28 protein-coding genes, 1 pseudogene and 1 riboswitch are annotated in these 25,307 nt (G+C 71.9%); of the genes and pseudogenes, 11 read left to right on the top strand and 18 right to left on the bottom strand.

Annotated features, from left to right (window positions below):
* Positions 1–416: 416 nt before the first annotated feature.
* Together ACZ303_RS14665 and ACZ303_RS14660 are read right to left on the bottom strand one after the other, a co-directional pair.
* Positions 417–1,094 carry a response regulator gene (locus ACZ303_RS14665; RefSeq protein ID WP_467338782.1) on the bottom strand — a complete coding sequence of 226 codons (678 nt, stop codon included), beginning with the start codon at positions 1,092–1,094 and terminating at the stop codon, positions 417–419.
* Positions 1,091–2,263 carry a sensor histidine kinase gene (locus tag ACZ303_RS14660; protein ID WP_467339042.1) on the bottom strand — a complete coding sequence of 391 codons (1,173 nt, stop codon included), beginning with the start codon at positions 2,261–2,263 and terminating at the stop codon, positions 1,091–1,093. The genes ACZ303_RS14665 and ACZ303_RS14660 overlap by 4 nt, the downstream gene beginning before the upstream one ends.
* A 310-nt stretch (positions 2,264–2,573) precedes the next feature.
* Between ACZ303_RS14660 and ACZ303_RS14655 the strand changes: the two genes are divergently transcribed.
* Positions 2,574–3,170 (top strand): GlcG/HbpS family heme-binding protein, encoded by a 597-nt coding sequence (locus ACZ303_RS14655; RefSeq protein WP_467338780.1) that lies wholly within the window; start codon positions 2,574–2,576, stop codon positions 3,168–3,170.
* A gap of 43 nt (positions 3,171–3,213) precedes the next feature.
* Positions 3,214–3,771, top strand: a complete 558-nt coding sequence (locus ACZ303_RS14650; protein WP_467338779.1) for a GNAT family N-acetyltransferase — start codon at positions 3,214–3,216, stop codon at positions 3,769–3,771.
* A gap of 58 nt (positions 3,772–3,829) precedes the next feature.
* Here ACZ303_RS14650 and ACZ303_RS14645 read toward each other — a convergent pair whose 3' ends face one another.
* The 3 genes from ACZ303_RS14645 to ACZ303_RS14635 all read right to left on the bottom strand — a co-directional run bounded on the left by ACZ303_RS14645 (position 3,830) and on the right by ACZ303_RS14635 (position 5,225).
* Positions 3,830–4,018 (bottom strand): antitoxin, encoded by a 189-nt coding sequence (locus ACZ303_RS14645; protein WP_467338777.1) that lies wholly within the window; start codon positions 4,016–4,018, stop codon positions 3,830–3,832.
* Positions 4,019–4,246: 228 nt separating this feature from the next.
* Positions 4,247–4,447 carry a hypothetical protein gene (locus tag ACZ303_RS14640; RefSeq protein WP_467338775.1) on the bottom strand — a complete coding sequence of 67 codons (201 nt, stop codon included), beginning with the start codon at positions 4,445–4,447 and terminating at the stop codon, positions 4,247–4,249.
* Between the two features lie 202 nt (positions 4,448–4,649).
* Positions 4,650–5,225, bottom strand: a complete 576-nt coding sequence (locus ACZ303_RS14635) for a TerD family protein (RefSeq protein ID WP_087926791.1) — start codon at positions 5,223–5,225, stop codon at positions 4,650–4,652.
* 174 nt (positions 5,226–5,399) lie between these two features.
* On the opposite strand from ACZ303_RS14635, the gene arfB reads away from it, so the two are divergent.
* A complete protein-coding gene (arfB, locus tag ACZ303_RS14630) occupies positions 5,400–5,837 on the top strand; it encodes an alternative ribosome rescue aminoacyl-tRNA hydrolase ArfB (RefSeq protein ID WP_467338771.1) in 438 nt (145 codons plus the stop codon).
* 23 nt (positions 5,838–5,860) lie between these two features.
* Here arfB and ACZ303_RS14625 read toward each other — a convergent pair whose 3' ends face one another.
* Positions 5,861–6,412 carry a flavin reductase family protein gene (locus tag ACZ303_RS14625; RefSeq protein ID WP_467338769.1) on the bottom strand — a complete coding sequence of 184 codons (552 nt, stop codon included), beginning with the start codon at positions 6,410–6,412 and terminating at the stop codon, positions 5,861–5,863.
* Between the two features lie 427 nt (positions 6,413–6,839).
* On the opposite strand from ACZ303_RS14625, the gene cdgB reads away from it, so the two are divergent.
* A complete protein-coding gene (cdgB, locus tag ACZ303_RS14620) occupies positions 6,840–8,597 on the top strand; it encodes a diguanylate cyclase CdgB (protein ID WP_467338767.1) in 1,758 nt (585 codons plus the stop codon).
* 200 nt (positions 8,598–8,797) lie between these two features.
* Positions 8,798–9,727: a carbohydrate-binding protein gene (locus ACZ303_RS14615; protein WP_467338765.1), complete on the top strand. Its 930-nt coding sequence runs from the start codon at positions 8,798–8,800 to the stop codon at positions 9,725–9,727.
* Here ACZ303_RS14615 and ACZ303_RS14610 read toward each other — a convergent pair whose 3' ends face one another.
* The 5 genes from ACZ303_RS14610 to ACZ303_RS14590 form a co-directional block, all read right to left on the bottom strand.
* A complete protein-coding gene (locus ACZ303_RS14610; RefSeq protein ID WP_467338763.1) occupies positions 9,728–10,579 on the bottom strand; it encodes a class II fructose-bisphosphate aldolase in 852 nt (283 codons plus the stop codon).
* A 24-nt stretch (positions 10,580–10,603) separates the two neighbouring features.
* The gene (locus ACZ303_RS14605) at positions 10,604–11,536 is read right to left on the bottom strand and encodes a 1-phosphofructokinase family hexose kinase (protein ID WP_467338761.1); all 933 of its coding nucleotides are present in this window, start codon (positions 11,534–11,536) and stop codon (positions 10,604–10,606) included.
* 199 nt (positions 11,537–11,735) lie between these two features.
* Complete coding sequence (gene nagA, locus ACZ303_RS14600) at positions 11,736–12,899, bottom strand: N-acetylglucosamine-6-phosphate deacetylase (RefSeq protein WP_467338759.1); 1,164 nt, start codon at positions 12,897–12,899, stop codon at positions 11,736–11,738.
* Complete coding sequence (locus ACZ303_RS14595; protein WP_467338757.1) at positions 12,899–13,894, bottom strand: ROK family protein; 996 nt, start codon at positions 13,892–13,894, stop codon at positions 12,899–12,901. The genes nagA and ACZ303_RS14595 overlap by 1 nt, the downstream gene beginning before the upstream one ends.
* 615 nt (positions 13,895–14,509) lie before the next feature.
* A complete protein-coding gene (locus ACZ303_RS14590; RefSeq protein WP_467338755.1) occupies positions 14,510–15,436 on the bottom strand; it encodes an SIS domain-containing protein in 927 nt (308 codons plus the stop codon).
* Between the two features lie 196 nt (positions 15,437–15,632).
* Here ACZ303_RS14590 and ACZ303_RS14585 point away from each other — a divergent pair, with 196 nt between their 5' ends.
* From ACZ303_RS14585 to otsB, 3 genes are read left to right on the top strand one after another with little or no spacing between them, the layout of a single operon-like run.
* A complete protein-coding gene (locus ACZ303_RS14585; RefSeq protein ID WP_467338753.1) occupies positions 15,633–16,907 on the top strand; it encodes an extracellular solute-binding protein in 1,275 nt (424 codons plus the stop codon).
* A 10-nt stretch (positions 16,908–16,917) separates the two neighbouring features.
* Positions 16,918–17,166 (top strand): DUF3263 domain-containing protein, encoded by a 249-nt coding sequence (locus tag ACZ303_RS14580; protein ID WP_467338751.1) that lies wholly within the window; start codon positions 16,918–16,920, stop codon positions 17,164–17,166.
* Positions 17,167–17,224: 58 nt separating this feature from the next.
* On the top strand, positions 17,225–18,064 hold the full coding sequence (otsB, locus tag ACZ303_RS14575; protein WP_467338749.1) for a trehalose-phosphatase: 840 nt from the start codon (positions 17,225–17,227) through the stop codon (positions 18,062–18,064).
* Between the two features lie 49 nt (positions 18,065–18,113).
* On the opposite strand, the gene ACZ303_RS14570 is transcribed toward otsB, so the two are convergent.
* Positions 18,114–18,620 carry a carboxymuconolactone decarboxylase family protein gene (locus tag ACZ303_RS14570; RefSeq protein ID WP_467338748.1) on the bottom strand — a complete coding sequence of 169 codons (507 nt, stop codon included), beginning with the start codon at positions 18,618–18,620 and terminating at the stop codon, positions 18,114–18,116.
* A gap of 241 nt (positions 18,621–18,861) precedes the next feature.
* Between ACZ303_RS14570 and ACZ303_RS14565 the strand changes: the two genes are divergently transcribed.
* A complete protein-coding gene (locus tag ACZ303_RS14565; protein WP_467338746.1) occupies positions 18,862–19,377 on the top strand; it encodes a secondary thiamine-phosphate synthase enzyme YjbQ in 516 nt (171 codons plus the stop codon).
* A 16-nt stretch (positions 19,378–19,393) separates the two neighbouring features.
* Here the strand turns inward: ACZ303_RS14565 and ACZ303_RS14560 are convergent, their stop codons facing one another.
* From ACZ303_RS14560 to ACZ303_RS14550, 3 genes are read right to left on the bottom strand one after another with little or no spacing between them, the layout of a single operon-like run.
* Positions 19,394–20,491 (bottom strand): transcriptional regulator, encoded by a 1,098-nt coding sequence (locus ACZ303_RS14560; protein WP_467338744.1) that lies wholly within the window; start codon positions 20,489–20,491, stop codon positions 19,394–19,396.
* Entirely contained in the window at positions 20,446–20,655 is a 210-nt protein-coding gene (locus tag ACZ303_RS14555; RefSeq protein WP_467338742.1) for a DUF397 domain-containing protein, read from the bottom strand. The genes ACZ303_RS14560 and ACZ303_RS14555 overlap by 46 nt, the downstream gene beginning before the upstream one ends.
* Positions 20,652–21,431, bottom strand: a complete 780-nt coding sequence (locus ACZ303_RS14550) for a helix-turn-helix domain-containing protein (RefSeq protein ID WP_467338740.1) — start codon at positions 21,429–21,431, stop codon at positions 20,652–20,654. Before ACZ303_RS14550 ends, ACZ303_RS14555 begins: the two co-directional genes overlap by 4 nt.
* Positions 21,432–21,657: 226 nt before the next feature.
* On the opposite strand from ACZ303_RS14550, the gene ACZ303_RS14545 reads away from it, so the two are divergent.
* A complete protein-coding gene (locus ACZ303_RS14545) occupies positions 21,658–21,999 on the top strand; it encodes a hypothetical protein (RefSeq protein WP_467338738.1) in 342 nt (113 codons plus the stop codon).
* Positions 21,993–22,181 (top strand): annotated as a pseudogene (locus tag ACZ303_RS14540) (DUF6255 family natural product biosynthesis protein); the annotation flags it as partial. The gene ACZ303_RS14545 and the pseudogene ACZ303_RS14540, both read left to right, overlap by 7 nt.
* 12 nt (positions 22,182–22,193) lie before the next feature.
* Here the strand turns inward: ACZ303_RS14540 and ACZ303_RS14535 are convergent.
* The 3 genes from ACZ303_RS14535 to ACZ303_RS14525 are packed head-to-tail and all read right to left on the bottom strand — an operon-like array spanning position 22,194 to position 24,911.
* Positions 22,194–22,442, bottom strand: coding sequence for a hypothetical protein (locus ACZ303_RS14535; protein ID WP_467338736.1), 249 nt, complete (start codon positions 22,440–22,442; stop codon positions 22,194–22,196).
* Between the two features lie 4 nt (positions 22,443–22,446).
* Positions 22,447–23,922 carry an alpha,alpha-trehalose-phosphate synthase (UDP-forming) gene (locus ACZ303_RS14530; RefSeq protein ID WP_467338734.1) on the bottom strand — a complete coding sequence of 492 codons (1,476 nt, stop codon included), beginning with the start codon at positions 23,920–23,922 and terminating at the stop codon, positions 22,447–22,449.
* A 41-nt stretch (positions 23,923–23,963) separates the two neighbouring features.
* The gene (locus ACZ303_RS14525; protein WP_467338732.1) at positions 23,964–24,911 is read right to left on the bottom strand and encodes a glucosyl-3-phosphoglycerate synthase; all 948 of its coding nucleotides are present in this window, start codon (positions 24,909–24,911) and stop codon (positions 23,964–23,966) included.
* A gap of 195 nt (positions 24,912–25,106) precedes the next feature.
* A riboswitch (SAM riboswitch) is annotated at positions 25,107–25,295 on the top strand.
* Positions 25,296–25,307 lie beyond the last annotated feature (12 nt).

The raw sequence follows: 25,307 nt of genomic DNA, 5'->3' as shown, positions 1-25,307 counted from the left end.
GGGGGGTTGGGGCAGCCGGGGTGGCCGGCCGCCCGATGAAGCACAGGTGAAGCCTGGGTGGTGCTTGAGTGGTGCAGGAGCGAATTGAGGAGAGAGTGCCACTGATTGACCGACATTGACAGGGGCGCAACAAGGATTTGATCTGCCGTTCTCCGATGAGCGGTTATTTGATTCCGCTATGCGGCGAACTGCCCATCGTTGGTCCGGACTTGGATTGTGTCGGATGGGCGTTCGGCGGCCGCGATTGGATGCGATTGCATACGGTGGCGTGGGATTGCATGCAATCGGGGACGCGGGGGCGGACCGGGCATCCGGGGTGAATCGGGGCCAGTCGGCCGAGGCGTGCGGGCGGGCGACCGCCGCCGCCGTACTGCCGCGGGCGTCGCAGGTGCCGCAGACTGTCGGGTCGTCAGCCGTCAGGGAAGCAGCCGCTGTTCCTTCGCGACGGCGACCGCGCCCGCCCGCGTGTCGACCCCCAACTTGTCGTAGATGCGCCCCAGATGCGTCTTCACCGTCGCCTCGCTGATGAACAACGCGCGGGCGATCTCACGGTTCCCGAGCCCGCGGGCGAGCTGCCCGAGGATGTCACGCTCCCGCTCGGTGAGCGAGGGCTTCCCCGCGCCCCGCATCCGCGCCATCACCCGCCCGGCGACCGGCGGCGACAGCGCCGTACGCCCCTCCGCCGCCGCCCGGATGGCCGAGAACAACTCCTCCGGCCGCTCCGCCTTCAGCAGATAGCCCGTCGCCCCCGCCTCGATGGCGCGGGTGATGTCGGCGTCCGTGTCGTACGTCGTCAGCACCAGGACGTACGGGCCGCCCGAACTCCCCTCGCCCGCCCGGGCAGTGGCCCCGGCGACGATGCGGCGGGTGGCCTCGATGCCGTCCATGCCCGGCCCGAGCTGCAGATCCATCAGCACCACGTCCGGCCGCAGCCGCGCCGCCAGCGCCACCGCCTCCGCGCCGCCGCCCGCCTCGCCGACGACCTCGACGCCGGGCGCGCCGGCCAGCAGGGCGAGCAGCCCGGCCCGTACGACGGCGTGGTCGTCGCAGAGCAGGACGCGCACCGGGGCGGGGCCGCGGGTTGGCTGATTCACGTCGTCTCCAGAGGTGCGGGAAGAGGGATGGCGGCGGAGACCACGGTGCCCTCGCCGGGCGCCGATTCCACGGTCAGGGTGCCGCCGAGCGGGCGGACCCGGGCCCGCATCGCCGGCAGCCCGTGGCCGCGCTCCGTGCCGCCGGGCCCGGCAGCGGCCGGGGCGAAGCCGCGCCCGTCGTCGGCGATGTCCAGCACCACCTGGTCACCCAGATAGCTGAGGGTGAGCACGGCCGTCGTGGCGGCGGCGTGCTCGCGGACGTTCGCCAGCGCGCCCTGCGCGATCCGCAGCAGCGCCGACCGCACCCGTCCGGGCAGCGGAACGGGGGTGCCCTCGACGTGGAACCGCACGTCCGGGCCGGTGCCGACAGCCGCCGTGCCGGGCGCGGGCGCCGCCTCGGCGAGCGCCCGCAGCGCGTCCTCCAGCCGGGCCCCGTCGTCGAACTGCGGCGGCGCCAGGTCATGGACGAACCGCCGGGCCTCGGCCAGCCCGCGGGCGGCGATGTCCCCGGCCGTACGGACGTGCCGGCGCGCCGCCGACGGGTCGGAGTCCCAGCCCCGGTCCGCCGCCTGGAGCAGCATCCGCTGGCTGGACAGCCCCTGGGCGAGGGTGTCGTGGATCTCCATGGACAGCCGCTGCCGCTCGGCGAGCATGCCCTCGCGCCGTTCGGTGGCGGCGAGTTCGCGCCGCGTACGGATCAGGTCCTCGATCAGGTCGCGCTGCCGGGCCGACTGCCGCTGGGTGTGCAGGAAGACGGCGGTGGCGATCGCGGCGACGGCGGGCGGGGCGAGGACGAGATTGGGGTCGAAGCCGTCGGCGAGCCGCAGTTGGGCCACGACGACGAGCGTGGTGAGGAGGGCCACCAGGGCGAGGGACGCCCGGGTGGGAAGGGTGCGCAGGCCCGTGAAGAACAGGGGCACCGCGCACCACGCGAAGCTCGGCGCGAGCACCACCAGCACCACCCACGCCGCGACGACCGCCGTGAGCCAGGGCAGCCACCGCCGGCGCGCGGCCGACGGCACGGGGCCCAGGACGTAAGGGCCGAGGACGTAGAGGAGAGCCAGCGCCAGGCTGAAGGCGACGATCCACGGGGTGCGGGGCTCACCGGGGTGGCGGATGAGGAAGCGGGCGAAGGACGCGCCGAGGAGGAGGAAGAACGCGGCGTGCATCACCGCGCCCAGCCCGCGGTCGTCGGGGTCGGCCGGGCAGCCGTCCCTGGCGGAGGAAGTGGCCGGGGCGGGCCGGGGATGGAGCACGTGCGTCGTCTCCTCGAAAGCGGTGCGGGCGGGCGCGGGCCCGAGGGCCCATGACCGTCTTAACCCGAGGAAGCCGCCCCCGCATCAGCCGATCGGTTGACCCCCCTGTCGCCCGGTCGGCCCGACGGCGGCAGCCGGGGAGGCGATGCCCGCCCGGCGGCACGCCCCAAGGATGGAGCAGCGGCCGGGAACACGTGCCGCCCCGCACCCCCAGGAGGCCCCCTTGAACACGACGAGCTCGACCCATTCGGCCGGGAAGCCCGCACGCAGGCTCTCCACCCGCGCCCGCCTGCTCACCGGCGCGGCGGCGGCGACCGTGATCGGAGCCGGCACGTTCGGCGCGGTGGCCGTCGCGGCCACCCCCTCCACCAACCCCGCCGCCACGGCCGGCGCGCGGACGGCCGTGGAGGGCGCGAACCTGACCCGGTCGACGCACCTGACGGTGGAAGCGGCCACCAAGGCGGCCCAGGCCGCGCTCGCCGCCGCGAAGAAGGAAGGGCAGAAGGTCTCCGTCGCGGTCGTCGACCGCGACGGGACCACGGTGGTCACCCTCCGCGGCGACGGCGCCGGCCCGCAGTCCTACGAGTCGGCCGTACGCAAGGGCTTCACCGCCGTCTCCTGGAACGCCCCCACCTCCGAGCTCGTCAAGCGCCTCCAGAGCGCCCCGAACCTCAAGGACATCCCCGACACCCTGTTCCTCCCGGGCGGTGCGCCGGTGCGGGACAAGGGCGCACCGATCGCGGGCATCGGGGTCGCGGGCGCGCCGAGCGGTGACCTGGACGAGAGGTTCGCGCAGGCCGGCGTCGCGGCGCTCGGTTAGTCTGCGCGGAGGTGAGACGGGGGCGGCGCGCCGGGGAGGGCCCATGCGGATCAGAACGTTCGCGGAAGAGGACGTGCCGGCGGATCTGCGCGCCCGGGCCCAGGCCCTGCGGGAGCAGGTGTGGCCCGGCTCGGGGCCGCACGATCCCGCGCTGCGCCCCGTCGCCATGCTGCTCGTATCACCGGAGGGCGAGGTGCGGGCGGCGCTGGACATCCTCTCCAAGGAGATCACGCACGCCGGGCGGCGCTACCGTGCCGCCGGGCTGAGCGCCGTCGTCACGGACAGCGCCCACCGGGGCAGGGGATACGGGCGGCAGCTGGTCGCCGCCGCCCGCGGGGCGATCGGGGCGAGCGGCGCCGACGTGGCCCTCTTCACGTGCGACCGCCCACTGCGGGGGTTCTACGAGAGCGCCGGCTGGAGCGTCCTGGACGGTGCCGTCCTGATCGGCGGCACGCCCGAGGCGCCCTTCCCCAGCGACGGGCCCGGCTTCGACAAGGTCACCCTGGCCGCATTCCTCACGCCCCGGGCCGAGCGGGACGCGGCGGCCTTCCGGCACAGCCGCGTCGAGCTCCACCCGGGCGAGATCGACCGGCTGTGGTGACCGACCCGGGCCTCGGTGACCGGCGGATCACGTCGCGCGGCGGATCTCCGCCGCGCGGTTACCGCTGTTCGTCGGTGGGCGGCCTGTTGCCGATCTGGTCGTTCAGCTTCTGCTGGGCCGTGTCGACCTGGCCCTGATACTTGTTCTGGGTCTTCGCGTCGAAGGCGTCACCGGCCTTCTCGACGCCTTGACGGGCCTGATCGGGGTGACCCTTGATCAATCCTTTGAGCTTGTCGAGCATGGACATGACCGTCCTCCTTACGGAACGCCTGACGCCCCCCAGCATCGCCGCTTCCCGCCGGGACCGCATCCTCGGCGGACGGCGCGCGGAGGCCATCGGACGGCGCTCGACACGGGCCCACGCCGGGGGGTGGTCAGCCGGTGCTCGTATATCCGCAGTTCCAGCACCTGTACACGCCGTTGCCCATCGACTGCATCATGTTCTGACAATTGGGGCAGGCCATGGCCAGAGGTGTCATGCGGTGGTGGCGTTCAGCCCCTTCGGGCAATTGGGGCAGACGCCGCGGACGATGACCGGCGACGTGGAGTCGCCGGGGCACTCCGCCACGACGACCACCTTGAGCGGGTGCCGGCAGTCCGGGCAGCATTCCTGCTCGTGGTCCCGGTCGTTGATCGCCGCGGCAAGGATGCGTTCGAGTGAGTCGCCGTCGTCCATGGTGCGTGTGTCCTGTCTCCACGGGTTCCCCTCCTCGGGTACTACGTACCCGCCCCGATGATGCCCAACTCCGTGGCCGAACGGGTGGTTACGCGGGGCGCACGGGTGCGCGGTGCTCAAGGGGCGAAGGGGTGTGGAGCGCCGGCGCGGGGAAGGGCCACCCGGACGGGGTGACCCTTCCTCATGCGCGCGGGGCGGACCGTCAGACGTTGACGCCGAAGTCCTGGGCGATGCCGACGAGGCCGGAGGCGTAGCCCTGGCCGACCGCGCGGAACTTCCAGTCGGCGCCGTTGCGGTAGAGCTCGCCGAAGACCATGGCGGTCTCGGTGGCGGCGTCCTCGCTGAGGTCGTAGCGGGCGATCTCGGCGCCGCCGGCCTGGTTGAGGATGCGGATGTAGGCGTTGCGGACCTGGCCGAAGTTCTGGCTGCGGGTCACGGCGTCGTAGATGGAGACCGGGAAGACGATCTTCTCGACGTCGGCCGGCAGGGCGGCGAGGTTGACGTTGATCTGCTCGTCGTCGCCCTCGCCGGCGCCGGTGACGTTGTCACCGGTGTGCACGATGGACTGGTCCGGCGTCGACTTGTTGTTGAAGAAGACGAAGTGGGCGTCGGAGTAGACCTTGCCCGTGGGGTTCACGGCGATCGCGCTCGCGTCGAGGTCGAAGTCCGTGCCGGTGGTGGTGCGGACGTCCCAGCCGAGGCCGACCGTGACGGCCGTCAGGCCCGGGGCCTCCTTGGTGAGGGAGACGTTGCCGCCCTTGGACAGGCTTACAGCCATGGGGTTTGTCCCTTTCTGAGTGGATCGCGGCACGAGGGCCACCGTCACCCTAGTTAACGCCCCCCACGGGACCCAGGGTTCCATGGTTCTTTACTTTCTTTGCCCAACCCTGATGGGCGGGTGCGGCGCATCGGGCGCAAAACGAGGTGACGCCCCCCGCTCCGACGCGGGATCATGGGCGCCATGTCCGGTCCTCACGTCATCCGCGGTTCGGTCTCCCTGCCGGAGGCCGAGCTCATGTGGCGTTTCTCGCGCTCCTCCGGCCCCGGCGGCCAGCACGTCAATACGAGCGACAGTCAGGTCGAGCTCCGCTTCGACCTCGCCGCCACCGACGCCCTCCCCGAGGTCTGGAAGGAGCGCGCCCTGGCCAGACTCGCGAACAGACTGGTCGGCGGTGTCGTGACCGTACGGGCGTCGGAGCACCGTTCGCAGTGGCGCAATCGCGAGACCGCCGCCGTGCGGCTGGCCGCGCTCCTCGCCGAGGCGACCGCGCCACCGCCGCGCCCCCGGCGGCCCACGAAGATCCCACGCGGTATCAACGAGCGGCGGCTGCGCCAGAAGAAGCAGCGCGGCGACACCAAGCGGGGGCGTTCCGGCCGCGATTGGGGCTGAGGCCCGCCGGGCCCCGGGGCGGTTCACCCCAGCCGGCGGTAGCGCCCCCGGAAATACGTCAGCGGCCCGCTCTCCGTGCTCGGCGCCGTCGCCGTCAGCACCCTGCCGATCACCAGCGTGTGGTCCCCGGCCTCGACCCGCTGCTCGGTCCGGCACTCCAGCATCGCCAGCGCGCCCCGCACCAGAGGCGCGCCCGACGCCTCCCCCCGCTCGTAGGGGAGGTCCTCGAACAGCAGCCGGTCACTGATCCGGCCCTTCATCGCGAACCGTCCGGCGACGTGCCGCTGGCTCTCGGAGAGCACCGACACCGCCCACAGCGGCCGCTCCTCCAACAGGTCGTCCATACGGGAGCCGTTGCGAACGCTCACCATGACGAGCGGTGGATCCAGGGACACGGACAGGAAGGCCGTCGCCGTCATGCCGACGTCCTCGCCGTGCGGACCGTGGTCCGGGTCGTGGGCGGTCACCAGCACCACGCCGGCGGCGAGGCGGGCGAGTGCGGCACGGAAGTCGTCGGCGCTCACCCCTTCAGCATGGGGTATGGCGCTTTCGTGGGGCGAAGTCGTCTGCAACACGCTGTCACGCTAGCCGCCGGGCCGGTCCTGACGCATCGGGCTTCAGGACCAGGCGGGTCCTAGGCCGAATAGGCCAGAGGGTGCCTGTCGGATGTCGTGCGCCGTCCGAATGGGGGCGCAATGGGACCCGGAAGACTCCCGGATGGCGGGTTCCCGTCGGAAAAGCGGCCCCGGGCCGGGCATCGAATCGATTCCGGATGGCGTCCATACGGGTGTCCATCCGGTTCCCTATTTGCGTTCACGAAGCATAAGAGCGCACTCGAACGCCAGTAGCAGGACTCGGTCGCGCGCTATGACATGGGTCACAGAGGGCGCTAATTGTTGACCCTGTGTACCGAGTGGTCAGCTCGCTGTGATTCAGTGGCCGTGGTAAACGGACGACAAGAAGCTTTTGGAGTTGCTGTCGAGGTCTCGGGGGAGAGCGAAGATGGAGACCGAGTCGGAGCCGTATGTCCGCCTGGCCACCTTGCGGGGACTGCACCAGGTGGTCGCCGATCTGAACACGGCGCGCAGCCTCGCGGACACCTTGCAGACCGTCGCGGACGGCGTCATCGCCGGGCTCGGGTATGAGCTCTCGGCGGTCAACCTCGTACGGCCCGACGGCGACCTCGTCGTAGCCGCCGTCGCGGGCAGCGCGGGGGCCGAGGCCCTCATGGCCGGGCGGGTCGGTTCGCGGGTCTCCTGGGAGCGGCGGCTGGCCATGGCCGACCAGTGGGGCTCGCTGCGCTTCATCCCGTACACCGAGGGCTGGGTCCTCGACAACGACGACGTACCGCAGTGGCACACCGCCGGACCCGCGCCGCGCTTCCCCGACGAGTGGCACCCCATGGACCGCCTCTTCGCCCCGATGTACACGGCGGGCACCGCCGGCGGCGAACTCCTGGGCGTCATATCCGTCGACAAACCGCGCAACGGCCGCCGCCCGGGTGCCTGGGGGCGCGAGGCGCTCCAGATGTACGCGTTCCAGGCCGCGATTGCGATCAGCAACGCTCGCCTGCGCGCAAACATGCAACGTGCACTGGTCCGTTTGGAGCGCGAGCAACAGGCGCTCCGCGCCAGTGAGGAAAGCTTCCGCCAGGCCTTCGAATACGCCCCCAGCGGCATGGCCATCGCCGAGATGGGCGGCGACCAGCACGGCCGGCTGCACCGCACCAACGACGCGCTGTGCCGGCTGCTGGGCCGCTCCGCCTCCCAGATGCGCCGCTACTCCTTCTCCGACCTCGTCCACCCCGAGGACATCGGCACCCTCCTGCGCACCTCCGCCGAGGGCGGCCGCGCCGAGTTGCGCCTGGCCCGGCGCGACGGCACCTACGTCTGGGTGTCGCTGCGCAACTCCGTGGTGGCCGACGCCGCCGACGGGCCGCGCTTCCTCCTCACCCACGTCGAGGACATCGAGGAGCGCAAGCGCCACGAGCTCCAGCTCGCCCACCGCGCCAGCCACGACTCCCTGACCGGCCTGCCCAACAGCGCCGAGCTGCGCGCCCGCCTCAGCAGCCGGCTGTGCGGCACCCCGCCGGGCAGCGAGCCCCAACCGGCCGTCGCCGCCGCCCCGTACGGCTGCCTCGAAGGCTTCGCCGAGGTCGAGGGCGCCGCGTACGGGCAGTTCGGCCAGTACGGGCACGGCTTCGGCTCCGACCTCGGCCCGGACTTCTCGCCGGAACTCGTGCCCGACTGCGCGCCGGACTGCGCGACGGGCGAGTTCGGCGCCGAGCACAGCGGCACGGGCGCGACGTATCCCGGCCATGTGCACACCGTCGCGCCCGACGAGGACGGCGAGGACGACGGGACCAAGGGCCTGGCCGTGCTCTTCTGCGACCTCGACGGCTTCAAGTCCATCAACGACCGGTTCGGGCACCACACCGGCGACGCGGTCCTCATCGAGGTCGCCCGCCGGCTGACCAACGGCGTACGCGACGGGGACACGGTCGCCAGGCTCGGCGGCGACGAGTTCGTGGTCCTCGCGGACGGCCTGGGGCAGGCCGACGCGGAGGACCTCGCGGTGCGGCTGCGCAACGCGATCGTCCCGCCGATACGGGTCGACGGGCGGGCCGTACGGGTCGGCGCGAGCTTCGGTATTGGCTGGGCGGGCTGCGGGATGTCGGCCGACGAGGTGCTGCACTGTGCCGACCAGCGGATGTACGTCGAAAAACGGTCACGTGCCAAGGCGGGACGGCGGGCGGGCTGAGATCGGTACCAGGGCGTGATACCGCTGTGTCGGGGTAGGCTGCGCCGATGCGGCACCGCCGCCTACCGTGAATCGATCGTGAATTTTTGGCCATCCGGACCGCGTAAACCTCTCCGGGCCGCCCCGGCTCGGCAGCGGCGGTCCAGGACGCGTACGCACGTGGGCGTCGATGGGCAGCACCAGGTTGGGAGTGACAGGGGATGACGGCCGGTAATAACGGCACGGGAACGCCGGAGAAGGACGACCCGTTCGCGCACCTTTACCGCTCGGAGGGCGGTGAGGGGCCCACTGACAGCGGCCCGGCCGCACATCAGCCCGGCGTCCCCCGCACATCGCACCACCAGGTCCGCCCGGTCGGCTCCCGCCAGTACGGCCAGCAGCCGCCGCGCCAGCCCGCTCCGCACTACGCGGCCCCGGAGACCCTGCCGGGCGGCCAGCAGCCGCCGCGCTCCGGCGGCCACGGCGGCGGCCATGGCGGCGGTCATGGCGGCGGCAGCCCCCGCCCGAACCGACGCGGGCTGCTGATCGCGGCCATCGCGGTGGTGGTGGTCGTGGCGGGCGGCATCGGCGCGGCTATGGTCGCGAACAGTGGCGGCTCCAAGGACGATCAGAACACCAGTGCGAATGGTGGCGGCGACAACAAGTCGGAGGTCGAGCCGAGCAAGAAGCAGAAGGAGCCGGACCAGAAGAAGGAGTCGTCCAACCCTTCCGCGGCCGCTCTGCCCAAGAGGGACGCGGCCAGCCTGCGCCTCATCGGCGGCGCGTCCACCTCGACCGACGTCGCGGGTGCCAAGGCCGAGGGCGGCGCGTACGCCGGCATCAACTCTCCGGGCCAGGGTGTCGAGTGGGAGGTGGAGGTCCCGAAGAAGGGCTCCTACCGCCTGAACGTCACCTACGGCGTGCCCGGCAAGGACACCTACCTCGCGGTCGCGGTCAACGGCACGCCCAACAAGCTGCCGATACGCCTGCAGAACCATGGCAACACCAAGGAAGGCGAATGGTCCAGCAACTGGATGACCAGCTGGACCCAGGTCGACCTCAGCCCGGGCAAGAACAAGCTCCTGGTCTCGTGCGCCGCCGGCACCACGTGTGACGTGCACCTCGACCAGGTGTCGATCAGCGGAAACTGATCAGCCTCCGGCCGTCCGCAGGAACCCCGCCACCGTCTCCGTCATCGCCTCCCGCGCAGGGCCGACGTACTTGCGCGGGTCGACGGTCGACGGGTGGGCTTGCAGGAAGGCTCGTACCGCGTCGGTGAAGGCTTTGCTGAGGGCCGTGCCGACGTTGATTTTGGTCATGCCGGATGCCACCGCGCGGCGGAGTTCCGCGTCCGGGACGCCCGAGGAGCCGTGCAGGACCAGCGGCACGGGGACGGCGTCCCGTAGCGCCGTGATCAGGGTGTGGTCCAGGGTCGCCGTCCGGGACGTCATCGCGTGGGTGCTGCCCACCGCCACAGCCAGGGCGTCCACGCCCGTGTCGCCGACGTAGGCCGCCGCCTCGGCCGGATCCGTGCGGACGCCCGGCGCGTGGGCGTCGAGCGGCGGCTCGCCGTCCTTGCCGCCGACCCTGCCCAGTTCCGCTTCCACCCATATGCCGCGTTCGTGGCCCCAACGGACCGCGTCCGCCGTGGCTTTGACGTTCTCTCCGTAACCCAGTCCCGACGCGTCGAACATGACCGAGCTGAAGCCGTGCGCGTAGGCGGAGTGCAGGAGAGGCACGCTTTCCACGTGGTCCAGGTGGAGGGCGAGGCGTGCCGTGGACGATCCCGCCACCGCCGACGTCGCCGCGGCGATCGGCGCCAGGTCGCCGCCGTGGAACTTCACCGCGTTCTCCGAGATCTGAAGGATCGCCGGGTGACCCGCGCGTTCCGCGCCCAGGGCGATCGCTTCCGCGTGTTCGACGGTGATGACGTTGAAGGCGACGACCGCGCGTGCCGCGGCCCGTGCCTCGGTGACGAGTTCGGCGGTGCTGACAAGGGGCATGGATGTCCTCACTCCGTTGGGGGGTTACGCCGCCGAGACAGCCACCTTCGGCAGTAGTTCCTCGTAGGTCGCCCGGTCGAACTCGCCCGCCGCCGGGGCCCGTACGGTCGCCGCCGACAGCGCCACCGCGCGCGTGATGCGGTCCGGCCACGGCAGGCCCTCGACCCAGCCCGACAGCAGCCCCGCCACGGCCGAGTCGCCCGCGCCCGTCGGGTTGCCCGCGATGCGGCGCGGCGGCGTCGCCCGCCACGTGCCGTCGGGCGTGACGGCGAGCATCCCCGCCGGGCCCAGCGTCGCGGCCACCGCGTGCGCGCCCCGGCGACGGGTGTCGAGGGACGCGCGCAGCGGCTCCGTGGAGCCGGTGAGGGCGGCGAGTTCGTCGATGTTCGGCTTGACGAGGTCGGGGCGGGCGGCGACGCCCCGGCGCAGCGGTTCGCCGCTGGTGTCGAGGAGTACGGGCACGCCGAGCGCCCGGGCCTTGCGTACGAGATGGGCGTACGCGCCGACCGGCACCCCCGGCGGCAGGCTGCCGCACAGGGCGACCGCGCGGGCTTCCGGCAGGAGGCGCGCGTAGGTGTCGGCGAAGGCGGCCCACTCCTCCGGGGTGACGTCCGGGCCGGGCTCGTTGAGTTGGGTCGTGTCGCCCGTGGCGGTGTCCACGATGCCGACCGTGCGGCGCGTGGGGCCGCTGATCGGTACGAGCGCGTCCGTGAGGGAGCCGAGCGGGCCGGGGGCGCTCGCGGCGAGGAGCCGGCGCACGGTCTGCCCCGTCACGCCGCCCACGAAGCCGGTGACCACGGTGGTGTGGCCCAGCGCGGCCAGGACGCGGGCCACGTTCAGGCCTTTGCCGCCCGCGCGTTCCGTGACGCCGGAGACGCGGTGCGAGGTGTGCGGGTGCAGACGGGGGACGCGATAGGTCAGATCGAGCGCGGTGTTGAGCGTGACCGTGAGGATCATCGGCGGCTCTCTCCCATGACCGGGGCCGGCGTTTACGGCGGTGAGGCGGCGGTGTGACGGATGGGTGTCGTCCGGTCGGCGACCGGAGTGGCGACGGCTGCGCGAGCGATCATGCCAAAACAGCGGCGGCAGGCCCAGACCTCCGGACCCGCCGCCGCTGTTCGATCACCCGTCAAGGGTGGGGACAACTCATGGAAAACTACCGCGCTCGGGGGCGGACCACCCATTCGCCCTTGCGCATGACGCCCACGAGTTCGTACGACGAATTGAGTACGACCAGGTCCGCGTCCTTGCCCACCTCCAGCGAACCGACGCGGTCGTCGACGCCCAGCAGCCGCGCCGGGTTCGCCGACAGGGCCCGTACGACGTCCTCGACCGGCAGCCTGTCGACGGTCACCGCGCGCTTGAACGCCGTGTCCAGCGTCAGCGTCGAGCCCGCGATCGAGCCCGCCGTCGGACCGTCGGCGATGCGCGCCACGCCGTCCTTGACCTCGACGCTCATCGGGCCGAGCGGGTACATCCCGTCGCTCATGCCGGCCGCGCCCATCGCGTCCGTGATGAACGCGACCCGGTCCGCTCCGGCGCGGGCGAACGCCAGCTCCAGGACGGCGGCGTGCAGGTGCGTACCATCGTTGATCAGCTCGACGGTGACCCGCTCGTCCTCCAGGAGGGCCGCGATCGGGCCGGGCGCGCGGTGCAGCAGCGACGGCATCGCGTTGAAGAGGTGCGTGGCGACGGTCGCGCCCGCCTCGATGGCGTCCAAGGTCGCCTCGTACGTCGAGTCCGTGTGGCCGACGGCCGCGACGACGCCGTGGTCGGCGAGCAGACGGACCGACTCCAGGCCGCCGGGCAGCTCCGGCGCGAGCGTCATCATCCGCGCCGCGCCGTGCGCCGCGTCGACCAGCTTGCGCACGTCCGCCGGGTCCGGGTCGCGCAGCAGCCCCGGCTGGTGCGCGCCGCAGCGGTGCGGCGAGATGAACGGGCCCTCGAAGTGGATGCCCGCCAGGTCGCCCTGCTCGGTCAGCTCCGCGAGGACGGCGGCCTGCCGTGCCAGGTCGTCGAGGTCGCCGGTGACGGTCGAGGCCACCATCGTCGTCGTGCCGTGCGCGCGATGCGTGCGGACGGCCGTCAGGGCCTCCTCCGCGCTGCCCGAGGAGAAGGACGCGCCGCCGCCGCCGTGCACGTGCATGTCCACGAACCCGGGGACGACCCAGTGGTCGGTGAGGTCGATCGCGGGTGCGGTGGCCTCCTCCGGAGCGGTGTTCCCGGCGATGAGACCGCCTTCGACCGTGACGCGGCCCCCCTCCACGACACCGGTCGGCAGCACCACGCGGGCGCCGGCGAGAACCGTTCGTTCGACCATCAGGCGGATACCTCCGAGGGGGTGGTGGGGTGGGTCGGTTGCGGTGTCTGCGTCGGCAGGGTCGGGTGCGTCGGGTCTGTCGCCAGGAGGTCCCAGGCGAGCAGGCCCGCGCCCAGGCAGCCGGCGGTGTCCCCCAGAGCCGCGGGGACGATGAGGGGAAGTTTCTGGAAGGTGAGCCGCTCCGCGACGGCGGCGCGCAGCGGCGTGAACAAGGTTTCCCCCGCTTCGGCCAGCCCGCCACCGATGATCAGCGTGTGCGGGTCCAGCAGGGTCAGGCCCGTGACGAGGCCGTCGGCGAGGGCGTCGATGGCCTCCCCCCAGACCGCTCGCGCGGTGGCGTCGCCCGATTCGACCGCCTTCGCGCAGTCCGCGGCGTCGGCCGCCGGGTCGCCGCTCGCCTCCGCCCAGGCGCGGGAGACGGCCGCCGCCGAGGCGAGGGTCTCCAGACAGCCGCGGCCGCCGCAGCCGCATTCCGGGCCGCCGGGGCGTACGACGATGTGGCCGATCTCGCCCGCGCAGCCGTGCGCGCCCGCTTCGATGCGGCCGTCGATGCCGATGGCCCCGGCGATGCCGGTGCCGAGCGGTACGAACAGGAAGCGGCCGGCGCCCTTGCCCGCGCCGACGCGGCCCTCGGCGAGGCCGCCGGTGCGGACGTCGTGGCCGAGGGCCACGGGCGTACCGGCGAGCCTGCGGCTCAGCAGGTCACGGAGCGGGACGTCGCGCCAGCCGAGGTTGGCGGCGTAGACGGCCGTACCGGTTGTCTCATCCACGATTCCGGGGACGGCGGCGCCCGCGGCTTCGGCCTTTCCGCCGTACCGCTGCTGTCCGATTTCTTGCAGCTCGGCCGCGAAGTCGAGGATCCCGGCTATGACCGCGTCCGGCCCCCGCTCACGGCCGGTGGGCCGCCGGGCCTCGTGGAGGAGCTGGTTGTCCGGGCCGACCAGTGCGGCTTTGATGCCGGTGCCGCCGACGTCGAGCGCGATGACGTGTTTCACGGTTGTAGTGTCGCGCGCCGGGGGGTGAAAGGTCTAGTCCACTGATTCCCTGCCGGGTGCGGGGCCCTTGCCGGGTGCGGGTCCCTTGCCGGGTGCTGGTGTTTTGCCGGGTGCGGCGCCGTTTCGCCTTCGGCGGGATGGGTTGGTCGGACCGTCGGCCTGCCGGTGGGGGCTGGGGCCGGTGTCGGGCCGCTCCGGGGTGGTGTTCGGGGCTGCTTCGCTTTACGCCCCGAACACCACCCCTGCGCGTCCCGCCTCCGGCGGTGGCGGGGTGCGGGCCTCCGCTCCTTGGGGGAGGAAAGAATTTGGGGGTGGCCGCCGATGGAGAGCATCCCCCACAGGTGGGCTCATCCTGCCCTTCCGGGTGCTCGGGCCGGGCGGGTGGGTGTGAACCCGCCGCGGTAGCGGCGGCCGTGCCACCGGGCCGCGCCCGGAAACGGTGAAAGGCCCCGCGGCGAGCGGACCCGCGGCGGGCTGTGTTACCGGGCCGCGGGCGGCAAGGGTGAAGAGCCCCCGCGGCGAGCGGACCCCCACCGGGCCGCGCCCGGGAACGGTGAGGAGCCCCCGCGGCGAGCGGACCCCCACCGGGCCGCGCCCGGGAACGTTCAGGTTCGGCTACCTGCCAAGGATCACGCTCCGCGTAAGCCCCCGCGGCGCGTCCGGGTCGAGTCCGCGGCCCTCGGCCAGAGCCACCGCAAGCCGCTGGGCACGGATCAGATCCGCCATCGGGTCCAGCCCGTCAGGCCCGGACCCGGAAACCATCGAGCCCCCCACCCGCGCCACATCGGCCGCCAGGCCGACCGGCTCGTCGCCGAAGATCCACGCCACCCGGCCCGGGGCCGTGATCGAGATCGGCCCGTGCCGGTACTCCATCGCCGGGTACGCCTCCGTCCAGGCCCCCGCCGCCTCCCGCATCTTCAGGGCCGCCTCCTGGGCCAGGCCGTACGTCCAGCCCGCGCCCAGGAACGTCCACTGCTCGGCGCGCAGCGCACTCGGCGGCAGCGGCTCGGTGACGGCCGACTCCGCGTCGCGGGCGGCCTCGAAGACGGTTCGTACGCCCGCGGGAAGCGCACCGTGGGCCTCCAGGCCCGCGCGGAGGAAGGCGAGGGCCGTGGTGGCGAAGCGGGTCTGGACGACGGATTCCTCGTCGGCCCAGTCCAGGACGGCCGTCGCGGCCGCCGCGTCCATGACGGGCGTCGTGGGATCGGCGGTCAGCGCCAGCGTCGCCGTACGGTCGTCCAGCGCGGCCAGCAGGTCCAGGACCTCGGTCGTGGTGCCGGACCGGGTGATCGCCACGACCCGGTCGTACGCGCGGCCGAGCGGGAACTCCGACGCGGCGAAGGCGTCCGTCTCGCCCTGGCCGGACGCCTCGCGCAGGGCCGCGTACGCCTGGGCCATGAACCAGGACGTGCCGCATCCGGTCACGGCCACCCGCTCGTCCGGCCGGGGCAGCCCCGCCGCGCCCGCGGCGGCGTCGGCGGCGCGCCGCCAGCAGTCGGGCTGGGTGGTGATCTCGCGGGCGGTACGGGAGGAATCAGACATGCGCTGGTGCTCCTTGCCGGATGCGGAACGTAGCGGGACGGGGTGGAACGCGTCAGACCGTGGATAGCAGCCGGGCCCCGGAGCTGGGAAGGGCGATACCGAAGCGAAACCGGAGCCGACTGGACCGTAAGGTTGCGCGCGGGAGAGACTCACGGTCTCCAGCGACGAAGACGAACCACGAAGGTGGGAAGCAGTAGTGCAGCGGCGGCGGTTCTTGGGTCTGACGGCGGCAGGTGCCGCCACGGCGGCGTTGGCGCCCGCACTGACAGCGTGTGGCAGCGAAAATCCCGTTTCGGGCACCAAGACGCTGAAGCTGATCGCGGCCGACTACGGCGACAAGCCCGGCAACAGCTCGAAGAAGTACTGGGACGCGCTGGTCGGCGAGTTCCAGGACAAGCACGGCAACATCAAGGTCGACGTCGAGGTCTACAGCTGGACCGAGGTCGACAAGAAGGTCGCCGACCTGGTCGAGGCCGGCAAGGCCCCCGACCTCGCGCAGATCGGCGCGTACGCCGACTTCGCCGCCGCCGGCAAGCTCTACAGCGCCGAGCAGCTGCTCACCGTCCCCACCCAGGCCGACCTCATCGCCTCGATCGCCAAGGCCGGCGAGGTGCACCGGGTGCAGTACGGTCTGCCGTTCGTCTCCTCCACCCGCCTGCTCTTCTGCAACAAGACGCTCTTCGCCAAGGCCGGCATAGCCAAGGCGCCCGAGAGCTGGGACGAGCTCCATGCCGCCGCCGTGAAGCTGAAGGCCGCCGGCGTGAAGATCCCCTACGGTCTGCCGCTCGGCCCCGAAGAGGCCCCGGCCGAGACGATGATGTGGATGCTCGGCGCGGGCGGTGGCTACACCGACCGCAACGGTTCGTACACCATCGACCGCACGGAGAACGTCCAGGCGTTCGAGTGGCTGCGTGACGAGCTCGTCGGCAAGGGCCTCACCGGTGGCCTCGACCCCTCCCGTACCAACCGTCAGCAGATCTTCGACGCGTTCGTCAGCGGCGAGGTCGGCATGCTGAACGGTCACCCCACGCTGATGCAGCAGGCGGCCGCCAAGGGCATCAAGTACATGACCGCGCCGCTGCCCGGTCGCAAGGGCAAGTCGAAGTCGACCATGGGCGTCGCCGACTGGATGATGGCGTTCAAGCAGAACGGCAACCGCGAGCAGATCGGCACGTTCCTCGACTTCGTCTACAGCACCAAGAACGTCCTGGACTTCACCGGCCAGTACGACCTGCTGCCGGTGACGTCGAGCGCCTCCGAGAAGATGCACGGCGACGACGACCACAAGGACCTGCGGCAGTTCCTGGAGCAGCTGGAGAACGCCGAGTTCTACCCCGCCGACAAGACGTCCTGGGCCAAGGTCAGCAAGGCGATCAAGGAAGGCATCGGCGCCACGGCCAAGGCCGGCGGCGACCCGGGCAGCGTGCTGAGCGAGATCCAGCGCGAGGCGCTCGCCACGGGCAACCAGTAGGTTGGGCGGCGTGAGCCCGTCGTCCGAGGAACCGGACCTGCTGTCCGACCGGGACCGTGCCGTACTCGCCCTCGAACGGCGGCCCTGGCCCGGCCCCGGCGCGAAGGAGCGGGCCATCCGTGAGCGGCTCGGCATCACCCCGACCCGCTACTACCAGCTCCTCAACGCCCTCCTCGACGACCCGCGCGCCCTCGCCCACGACCCCGTCACCGTCAACCGCCTGCGGCGGGTGCGGGACGCGCGGCGCGAGCGGCGCTGATCTTCCGGACGGCCGGTTCCGGCCCGTCCCGGTGCCGGGGGCAGTAGGGTCGGGAGCCATGGGCAGTCAGCAGCTCCCCGAGCCAGTCACCCCCGCCGGCCGCGAGGGCCTCGCCGCCCTGCTGGCCGAGCCGCGGCGCGCGGTCGTCGCGCTCGACTTCGACGGCACCCTCGCCGAGATCGTCCCCGACCCCGAGCGGGCCCGCGCCCACCCCGACGCCGTGCCGGCCCTCGCCCGGCTCGCCCCGCGCCTCGGCTCCGCCGCCGTGATCACCGGCCGGCCGGCCGGGGTCGCCGTGCGGTACGGCGGGTTCGCCGGGGTGGAGGGGCTGGAGCGCCTCGTCGTCCTCGGCCACTACGGCGCCGAGCGCTGGGACGCCGTCACCGGCACCGTCACCGCGCCCGCCCCGCACCCCGGCGTCGCCGCCGTCCAGGCGGAGCTGCCCGGTGTGCTGGACGAGTCCGGCGCCTGGCAGGGCACCTGGGTCGAGGACAAGGGCCGCGCCATCGCCGTCCACACCCGCCGCGCGGCGGATCCGCAGGCGGCTTTCGACGCGCTGAGCGGCCCCCTGCACGCGCTCGCCGAGCGCCACGGCCTGATCGTGGAGCCGGGGCGACTGGTCCTTGAGCTCCGCCCTCCGGGCATCGACAAGGGCGTCGCCCTCGCCGAGTACGTACGCGAAACCGGCCTCGGCGCCGTCCTGTACGCGGGCGACGACCTCGGTGACCTGGCCGCGTTCGCCGCGGTGGAGAAGCTGCGCTCGGAGGGCCTGCCGGGTGTGCTGGTGTGCAGCGGCAGCGGAGAGGTCACGGAGCTCGCGGAACGGGCGGACGTGGTGGTGGACGGCCCGCGCGGGGTGGTCGACCTGCTGACGGCCCTGGCGGACCGGCTGGCCTGACGGCCCCGCTCACGAGCCGTGGTCACCCCGCGGCCTTACCCGGGTTTCCTCACTTCCACGGGTCGCTGAACGACCGGCCGGCCACCGGCTTGGCGATGAGCGCCACGGGGATGAAGAAGTTGACCTGGCCGATCGCGAACATCAGCGTGGCGAGCGCCTTGTCCTCGTAGTGCTCGGCCGCCTGCGCGTACAGCTCATCGGAGACCCTCTCGCCGCCTGCGGACGGCTGGAGCACGGCTTCCACAAGCGCCAGCGCGGCGCGCTCCGCACCGGTGAAGTACGGCGAGTCCTTCCAGGACGCCACCGACGTGATCCGCTCCTCCGACTCCCCGGCCTTGCGCAGGAAGCCCGTGTGCAGAACGGTCAGGTAGGTGCTGCCGACGATCTGACCGGCACGCAGCTGTACCAGGCCGATCGTGGAGCGCGGTACCGAACCGTTGCCGGTGACCTTGAACAGCGCCGCCGACACCTCCGCCAGCTCGGGGACGAGCTGCGCGGGGTCCTCGGCCATCCGCGGAACCATCGGGACCTCTGCCGTGATCGAACGTGCTTCCATCGCCGTCTCCTTCGGGCTTTCGTGTTGCTGTGTTGCTGTCACTGACCTGACGGATCGCGACAGAGAAATGTGACCGACGAAGACAGATGTTCTTGCCGAGAAGAAGGAACAGATCGCCACGAGGGCCGTCTGAACGGGTCGGCGGCGCATGGCCGGGATGGCCGTTGCCCGCTGCCGCGTACGGCTGTCACCGTTCACGGCAGGGTTGGGGCTTCCAGCCCCCGAGGCAAATGGAGGCGCTGTGGCGACCATCTCCGGAACGCGGATAGACGTCCTCTCGCACGCGGTTCTCCCGGCGGGAAGCTCCATCGCCGTGTCGGTCCGGCTCTCCGTCACGATCGACGCTCCCGAGGACACGATCGATCTGACCGGACAGCTGGAGCGACTGGTCGCCGAGTCGGGGGTCGTGGAGGGCACGTTGCACGTGTACTGCGGCCACACCACGTGCGGCCTGACCGTCAACGAGCACGAGAGCGGCCTGGACGAGGACATGAAGGCCGTCCTGGAACGCATCGCTCCGCACAGCGGCAACCACCACTACGCCCACGACAAGGACCGCACCCCGGCCGAGAGGGCCCTCCACGGCGAACGCGACAACGGCCACGCACACGCGAGGGCCTTGCTGGCCACGCACCCCGAGCTGAACATTCCCGTCACGGGCGGCAAGCTGTACGTGGGCCGGTGGCAGGCGATCATGCTGGCCGAATACGACGGCCCGCGCACGCGGGAGCTGCTGGTACGCGTCCACAGGGCGTGACGCTGCCCCGCGGGATTCAGGCCAGGAGGGCGGCCGGGGTCACGGCCCGGGCTCGTTCGTAGAGGTCGCGGGCGGTGGGGTGCTTCAGGTGGGGGCGGAGCATTCCGAACATGGTCTGCATGCGCTGGTCTACTCGGCCGCTCTGAATCAGCGGGTACTCGTCCAGCGCCTCGTTCCATGATGCGCAAGCTGCCTCCAGGTGGCCCACCTGCATCTGGAATTCACCGAGCGTGGCCCGCTCCTTGACCCGCGATCGGCGGTAGATGTCGTAGCAAAGCCTGTCGGACTCCTTCATGGCTTCCACCGCACCGGACAAGTCGCCGAGTTCATGGCGCACATGACTGATGTGATAGTGCAGGGACGACGGGTCGTAGGAGCCGAACGCCTTCTCTTGCGACTCCGCCTTGTCCATGGCGACTTCCGCTTCCTTCAAATACATCAGTGCGCTGCCGCGCTCGCCCGTCTGCGCGGCCGCATGTGCCTGCTGTCCGGCGAGGAACGCCCGCATCCTCGGGCCGGCGTTCGGGGACGCGGCGGCGGCCGCGTCCGCCAGCCGCATCGCCGCCGGGCCATGGCCCAGGTCGACCGCCTGGACGCTCATGCCGCGCAGGGTCGTGCAGTACGTGAGGTGGTCCTCGGAGGCGCCGGCGAGCTGGAGGGCCTTGAGGTAGTACTGCTGGGCCAGGCCGTGGACGCCCTCGTCGACTGCCATGTAACCGGTGAGATAGCAGAGGTCGGACGCGGCGGACATCATCGCTTTGCGTACCGGCTCGGGGGCGTCGGCCTTGAGGTAGGGGGCGACGGTGTTGACGAGGAAGGCGGCGGCCATGGGGCGGGCGTGACGGCCGCCGAACTGGTCGTCGAGTTCCGAGACGCGTTCGGTCATGGCGATGACCATGTCGACCTCGGCCATCCCTATGCGCTGGGTGCGGCCGGTCCGCACGGCCTCCATGCGGCCGACGACGTCGGGCCAGTCGGGCACGGTGAGCGCCACGGAGAAGAGCGCCGCGCCGATGACGCTGCGGCGGGACGGGTCCATGTCCTGCCTCCCGAGGTCGCCGGTCGCACTTAGTGGCAGTACCCCGTTTTGGCAGTCGCTATGAATGCCGCCCATGCCTGGGCCGAGAACACGAGTGTGGGGCCTTGGGGGTTCTTGCTGTCCCTGACCGGGACCACGCCGGGTATGTTGTCCGCGACTTCGACACAGTTCGCGTCGCCCCCGTTGCTGTAACTGCTCTTGCCCCATTCGGCCGTGGTCAGATCGAGGGCCGTTCTCATGACGTGCTGTCCTCCATGACGTGCTGGATGAATGTCACCGATGCCGGTGGGGAGAGCGCCAGGTCCCGCACGTGATCGTAGGACAGACGGTGTTGGGCGACTTCTCCCGAATCTTCGATCAGTTCGCCGGATTTGCTGCCTTCCACGTAAGCGAGTGAGCGGCCGTCCGGCAGCCACAGCAGGGACAGCGAACCACCCATGAGGTCGTGCACCCCGGCGTCGAAGGGCAGGACCTGGATCGTCATGTACGGAGATTCGGCCGACCGCACGATGTGGGCGAGCTGATCCCGCCACACGCGCGGATCCGTGGCCGGTCGCCGTAGCGCGGCTTCGTCGAGAATGACCCGGATGCTCGGCGGCGGATCTCGGCGCAGCAGTTCTTGTCTGCCGATTCGGGCGGCGACCTGTTCTTCGAGCTCGTCACTGGCGCTGGGCAACGGCCCGCAGGACAGCACCAGCCTGGCGTAGTCCTCCGTCTGGAGCAGCCTGGGAACGGCCACCATGTACTTGTGCATGATGGTGGCGTTCGCCTCGCACTGCATGAACAGCTTGTACCGGTCCTTGAAGACTTCCTGTCGAGCCAGTCTCCACAGACGGGTCAGCAGCCCGCCGGTCTTGTAGACGCCATCCAGAGCCTCCATCACGGGAAGTTGGGAGAGGCGCTCACCGGTCTCCAGGCGGTGCAGGTAGGTCCGGTCGTAGGAGGTGTCCTCCGACAGCTGGGCCAGCGATTTGCCGGACTCTTCGCGGAGGCGGCGGATCTCGAACGCGAGCACCCACCGAGCAGAGTTGTCCCCATCGAATGAGTGTTTCGCCATCTCAACTCCCCTGTGTTGTCCGGTCGCTGGACAACAGCCACTCCCTGTTGAGCGTAGCGCCGGCTCGCAATGCTGTGAGCGCACTCTTGTGTCGAAAGCACCCGAAGGGAACACCGTGCGCGACCCCGCCATGCCTCATCCCGATCCGGACGCCGAATCCCCTCCACGCGAACCCCGGGAAGTGATGACCTACCGCCCCGGTGCCTACGTCGTGGACACCCGTACCGGCACGCTCGCCCAAGTCATGGGCAGTCTCGGGCCGCGTGTGCAGGTCAGGCGGCCGCTGGGTGGGCGGGAGTGGGAGGTGCCGCCGGAGGCGTTGCGGCTGGCGAGTCGGGAGGAGCGGGCCGCCGCCGGGATCCGGGGGGCGGCCTCGCCGCTCGACTGTGCGCGGTGTGCCGAGCTGCGGGCGGCGTACGGGCGGACCTTGGACGAGGGGGACGCCGTGGCGGTCGCGGACGCCGGTATCGCCGTGCGGCGGCACTTCCGGTCCGCGCACCTGCTGCCGGAGGCGAAAGCATGGTGACTCAAGGCCGTGTCCGGCACTGCCTCCATGGGGCGGGGTGGACCCGGGAGGGGGACGCGCATCGCTGCGACGCCTGTGGGGTACGGCGGTTCGCGGACTACGGTGCGCTCCGGCCGCCCGGATCGCCGTACGTCGTCACGCCGTCCGATGTCGCCCGGCGGGCCGCGGACCGGATCGCCTCGGCGCGGGTCGCCTCAGGGCGCGTCCCGCGGCTCGCACCGCCAGTGCTCCAGCGTCGGGTCCAGCGCGGAGTCGTACACCCCGCTGCCCCGGCAGTGTTTGCACTGGCCCGCCCGCATCGCCGTTTCCCCGGCGCCGCCGAAGGGGTCGGGGCCGGGGACATGGGCCAGTGAGCGCTGCACGAAGCCGGAGCCCGTGCACCACTGGCACGTCATGCACAACTCGTCCGTGGGCTCGGGACCGGGAGGATCCTTGGGGTGCACGCGATCAGCCTAGCCCCGACGGCCCGTCGCCGAGGGCGGTCAGCTGATCCACGAACCAGCGCGCGGGCGGCAGCGCCGTCGCCGCCGCGGCCAGCCGTTTCGTGCGCTCCGCGCGCTCACCGGGGTCCATCAGCAGGGCCTCGTGCAGCGCGCCGGCCGTGGCCTCCACGTCGTACGGATTGATGACGATCGCCTCGTCGCCCAGCTCCGCCGCCGCGCCGGCCTCGCGGGAGAGGACCAGCGCGCAGCCCAGGTCGGAGACGACCGGGACCTCCTTGGCGACGAGGTTCATGCCGTCGCGGATGGGGTTGACCAGGGCGACGTCGGCGAGACGATACGCGGCCAGGGAGCGTGCGAAGTCGTCCTTGACGTGCAGGACGACCGGCTGCCAGTCCGCCGTGCCGAAGGCGGAGTTGATCTCCTGGGCCACCCGGTCGACCTCGGCCGTGTAGTCGCGGTAGACCGCCAGGTCCTGCCGCGAGGGGTAGGCGAAGGCGATGTGCACGACCTTGCCGCGCCACTGCGGGCGGTCCTCCAGCAGACGGCGGTACGCGAGCAGGCCGCGCACGATGTTCTTGGACAGCTCGGTGCGGTCGACGCGGACGATCGCCTTGCGGTCCGGCCCGATCTGCGCGCGCAGCGCCGCCATCCGCTCCTCGACGTCGCCCTGGTGGGCGCGGCGCCGCAGGAAGTCGGCGTCGGCGCCCAGGCCGTGCACGCCCAGCCGCGTCGTCCGCCCCTCGAAGCGCACGGCGGTCGTCAGGCCGTCGCGGATCAGCTCGGCGCCCAGCACGCTCTCGCAGCAGGCGGCGAACGCCTCGGCCCAGCGGTGCGTGAGGAAGGCGGCGCGGTCGCCGCCGAGGACGCCGCGCAATACCTGCGCGGCGATGTCGTCCGGCAGCAGCCGGTAGTAGTCCGGGGGCGCCCACGGGGTGTGCGAGAAGTGGCCGATGCGCAGGTCGGGGCGGCGCTCGCGGAGCAGGCCGGGCACCAGGGTCAGGTGATAGTCCTGTACGAGCACGGCGGCGCCCGGCGCGGCCTCCTCGGCGAGCGCGTCCGCGAAGGCGGTGTTGTACGCCTCGTAGGCGGCCCACTGGCGCCGGAACTCCGCGTCGAACACGGGCTCCAGGGGCGTCTGGTAGAGCAGGTGGTGCAGGAACCACAGCACCGAATTGGCGACGCCGTTGTACGCGGCGGCGAACGTCTCGGCCGGGATGTCCAGCATCCGGACCGCCTGTCCGCCCGTCTCCCCGGCGTCCAGACGGCCGCCCGCGCGCCGCGCGGCCTCGCGGTCGCCCTCGCCGAGGGCGGCGCACACCCACAGCGCCTTCGCGTCGGACCCGATGGCGCTCAGGCCCGACACCAGCCCGCCACCACCCCGCCCGGCCACCAGGGAACCGTCCTCCGCCCGCTTGTACGACACGGGTCCGCGGTTGGACGCGACGAGGATCTCGGCGGCGTGCATGTGCTCAGCGACCATGACGCCAGCCTTGCCAGCGGATGAACCGCTCAAACGTACGCTTACGCCGCGCGGCGCCGCGCGTACTCCGGTATCTCCGTCATCGGCGGCCGTTCCTCGGTGTCCACGGCGTACGTCCGCGGAACGAATCCGTCCGCCGTGCGCTCGAACTGGGTCAGGGCCGGCCGCACCAGGTGGCCGCGCGCCAGCCGCAGCTGCGCCGTGCGGTAGATCGCGGCCGCCATCCGGCCCAGCGCCCGCCCGTCCTGATGGCGGTGGACGCGTACGCCCACGTCGACCTGGGCCAGCGCGTCCAGGCCCACCGTGTGCAGCGCGTCGACGAGCAGGCCCAGCTCCACGCCGTAGCCCACGGGGAACGGCAGCCGCTCCAGCAGCGAGCGGCGGGCCGCGTACTCGCCGCCCAGCGGCTGTACGAAACCGGCCAGCTGCGGCCAGTGCAGATTCAGCAGCGGGCGGGCCACCAGCTCGGTGACCCGGCCGCCCTGGCCGGACACCTCGCCCAGCGGGCGGTCGTACATCCCCTTGACGAAGTGGACGTCCGGGTCGGTCAGCAGCGGGCCGACGATGCCGGAGACGAAGCCGGCGGAGAAGTCCCTCAGGTCCGCGTCGATGAAGCAGACGATGTCGCCGGTCGTCGCCAGCAGCGACCGCCACAGCACCTCGCCCTTGCCGGGCAGCGCGGGCAGCCTCGGCAGGACCTCGTCGCGGTGCACGACCCGCGCCCCGGCGGCGGCCGCGACCTCGGCGGTGCGGTCGGTGGAGCCGGAGTCCAGCACCACCAGCTCGTCCACCAGCGGCGCGGCCTCGGTCATCAGCTCGCGGCGGATCGTGGCCACGATGGCGCCCACCGTCGCCTCCTCGTTCAGCGCCGGCAGCACCACGCTCACCGTGGTCCCGGCGCCGCGTTTGGCGGCGAGCAGCTGGTCGAGCGGACGGTCTGCGGCGGACCAGGACCGCCGGGCCAGCCAGCGCTCCACCTCTTCCAGCACGTGAACGACTCCTTGTCTGCCTGCTTGTCCGACGCGTCTGCCTGCTTGTTCGACGCGCGTCCTGTGACGCATCTCGCGGTACGGACGACTGTCTCGCCCGCCCATGCCTTCCGTTACAGTCTGAACAACGCGGAACGCCGTCGTATGTCGGGGTCACCGCGTGCACAAACGCCTGGGTCACGCCCAGTGCCATACCGCTCATCCAGAGGGGCAGAGGGACACGGCCCGTTGAAGCCCCGGCAACCCTCCCGCCGGTCTTGCCCACCCGTCACCCGACCACCACCCCAAGTGGTGCCCTCCGGGCGCGGATTTTCAGGCGAGGCTCCCGGTGGGGAAGGTGCCAATTCCGTCTCGTGGCGAGGTTCGCCGCGAGGAAGATGAGGAGAAAGGGCCTCG

The organism is Streptomyces sp. NPDC023527 (assembly GCF_055560115.1).
Note: the sequence above shows the minus strand (reverse complement) of the source record. Positions and strands in the feature narration are given on the sequence as shown.

Excerpts from the sequence above, each read along its gene's own strand:
- ACZ303_RS14660 (WP_467339042.1), bottom strand. The coding sequence starts at position 2,263 with ATGCACGCCGCGTTCTTCCTCCTCCTCGGCGCGTCCTTCGCCCGCTTC.
- ACZ303_RS14650 (WP_467338779.1), top strand. The coding sequence starts at position 3,214 with ATGCGGATCAGAACGTTCGCGGAAGAGGACGTGCCGGCGGATCTGCGC.
- ACZ303_RS14645 (WP_467338777.1), bottom strand. The coding sequence starts at position 4,018 with ATGTCCATGCTCGACAAGCTCAAAGGATTGATCAAGGGTCACCCCGAT.
- ACZ303_RS14640 (WP_467338775.1), bottom strand. The coding sequence starts at position 4,447 with ATGGACGACGGCGACTCACTCGAACGCATCCTTGCCGCGGCGATCAAC.
- ACZ303_RS14635 (WP_087926791.1), bottom strand. The coding sequence starts at position 5,225 with ATGGCTGTAAGCCTGTCCAAGGGCGGCAACGTCTCCCTCACCAAGGAG.
- arfB (WP_467338771.1), top strand. The coding sequence starts at position 5,400 with ATGGGCGCCATGTCCGGTCCTCACGTCATCCGCGGTTCGGTCTCCCTG.
- cdgB (WP_467338767.1), top strand. The coding sequence starts at position 6,840 with ATGGAGACCGAGTCGGAGCCGTATGTCCGCCTGGCCACCTTGCGGGGA.
- ACZ303_RS14615 (WP_467338765.1), top strand. The coding sequence starts at position 8,798 with ATGACGGCCGGTAATAACGGCACGGGAACGCCGGAGAAGGACGACCCG.
- ACZ303_RS14610 (WP_467338763.1), bottom strand. The coding sequence starts at position 10,579 with ATGCCCCTTGTCAGCACCGCCGAACTCGTCACCGAGGCACGGGCCGCG.
- ACZ303_RS14605 (WP_467338761.1), bottom strand. The coding sequence starts at position 11,536 with ATGATCCTCACGGTCACGCTCAACACCGCGCTCGATCTGACCTATCGC.
- nagA (WP_467338759.1), bottom strand. The coding sequence starts at position 12,899 with ATGGTCGAACGAACGGTTCTCGCCGGCGCCCGCGTGGTGCTGCCGACC.
- ACZ303_RS14590 (WP_467338755.1), bottom strand. The coding sequence starts at position 15,436 with ATGTCTGATTCCTCCCGTACCGCCCGCGAGATCACCACCCAGCCCGAC.
- otsB (WP_467338749.1), top strand. The coding sequence starts at position 17,225 with ATGGGCAGTCAGCAGCTCCCCGAGCCAGTCACCCCCGCCGGCCGCGAG.
- ACZ303_RS14570 (WP_467338748.1), bottom strand. The coding sequence starts at position 18,620 with ATGGAAGCACGTTCGATCACGGCAGAGGTCCCGATGGTTCCGCGGATG.
- ACZ303_RS14560 (WP_467338744.1), bottom strand. The coding sequence starts at position 20,491 with ATGGGCGGCATTCATAGCGACTGCCAAAACGGGGTACTGCCACTAAGT.
- ACZ303_RS14555 (WP_467338742.1), bottom strand. The coding sequence starts at position 20,655 with ATGAGAACGGCCCTCGATCTGACCACGGCCGAATGGGGCAAGAGCAGT.
- ACZ303_RS14545 (WP_467338738.1), top strand. The coding sequence starts at position 21,658 with ATGACCTACCGCCCCGGTGCCTACGTCGTGGACACCCGTACCGGCACG.
- ACZ303_RS14530 (WP_467338734.1), bottom strand. The coding sequence starts at position 23,922 with ATGGTCGCTGAGCACATGCACGCCGCCGAGATCCTCGTCGCGTCCAAC.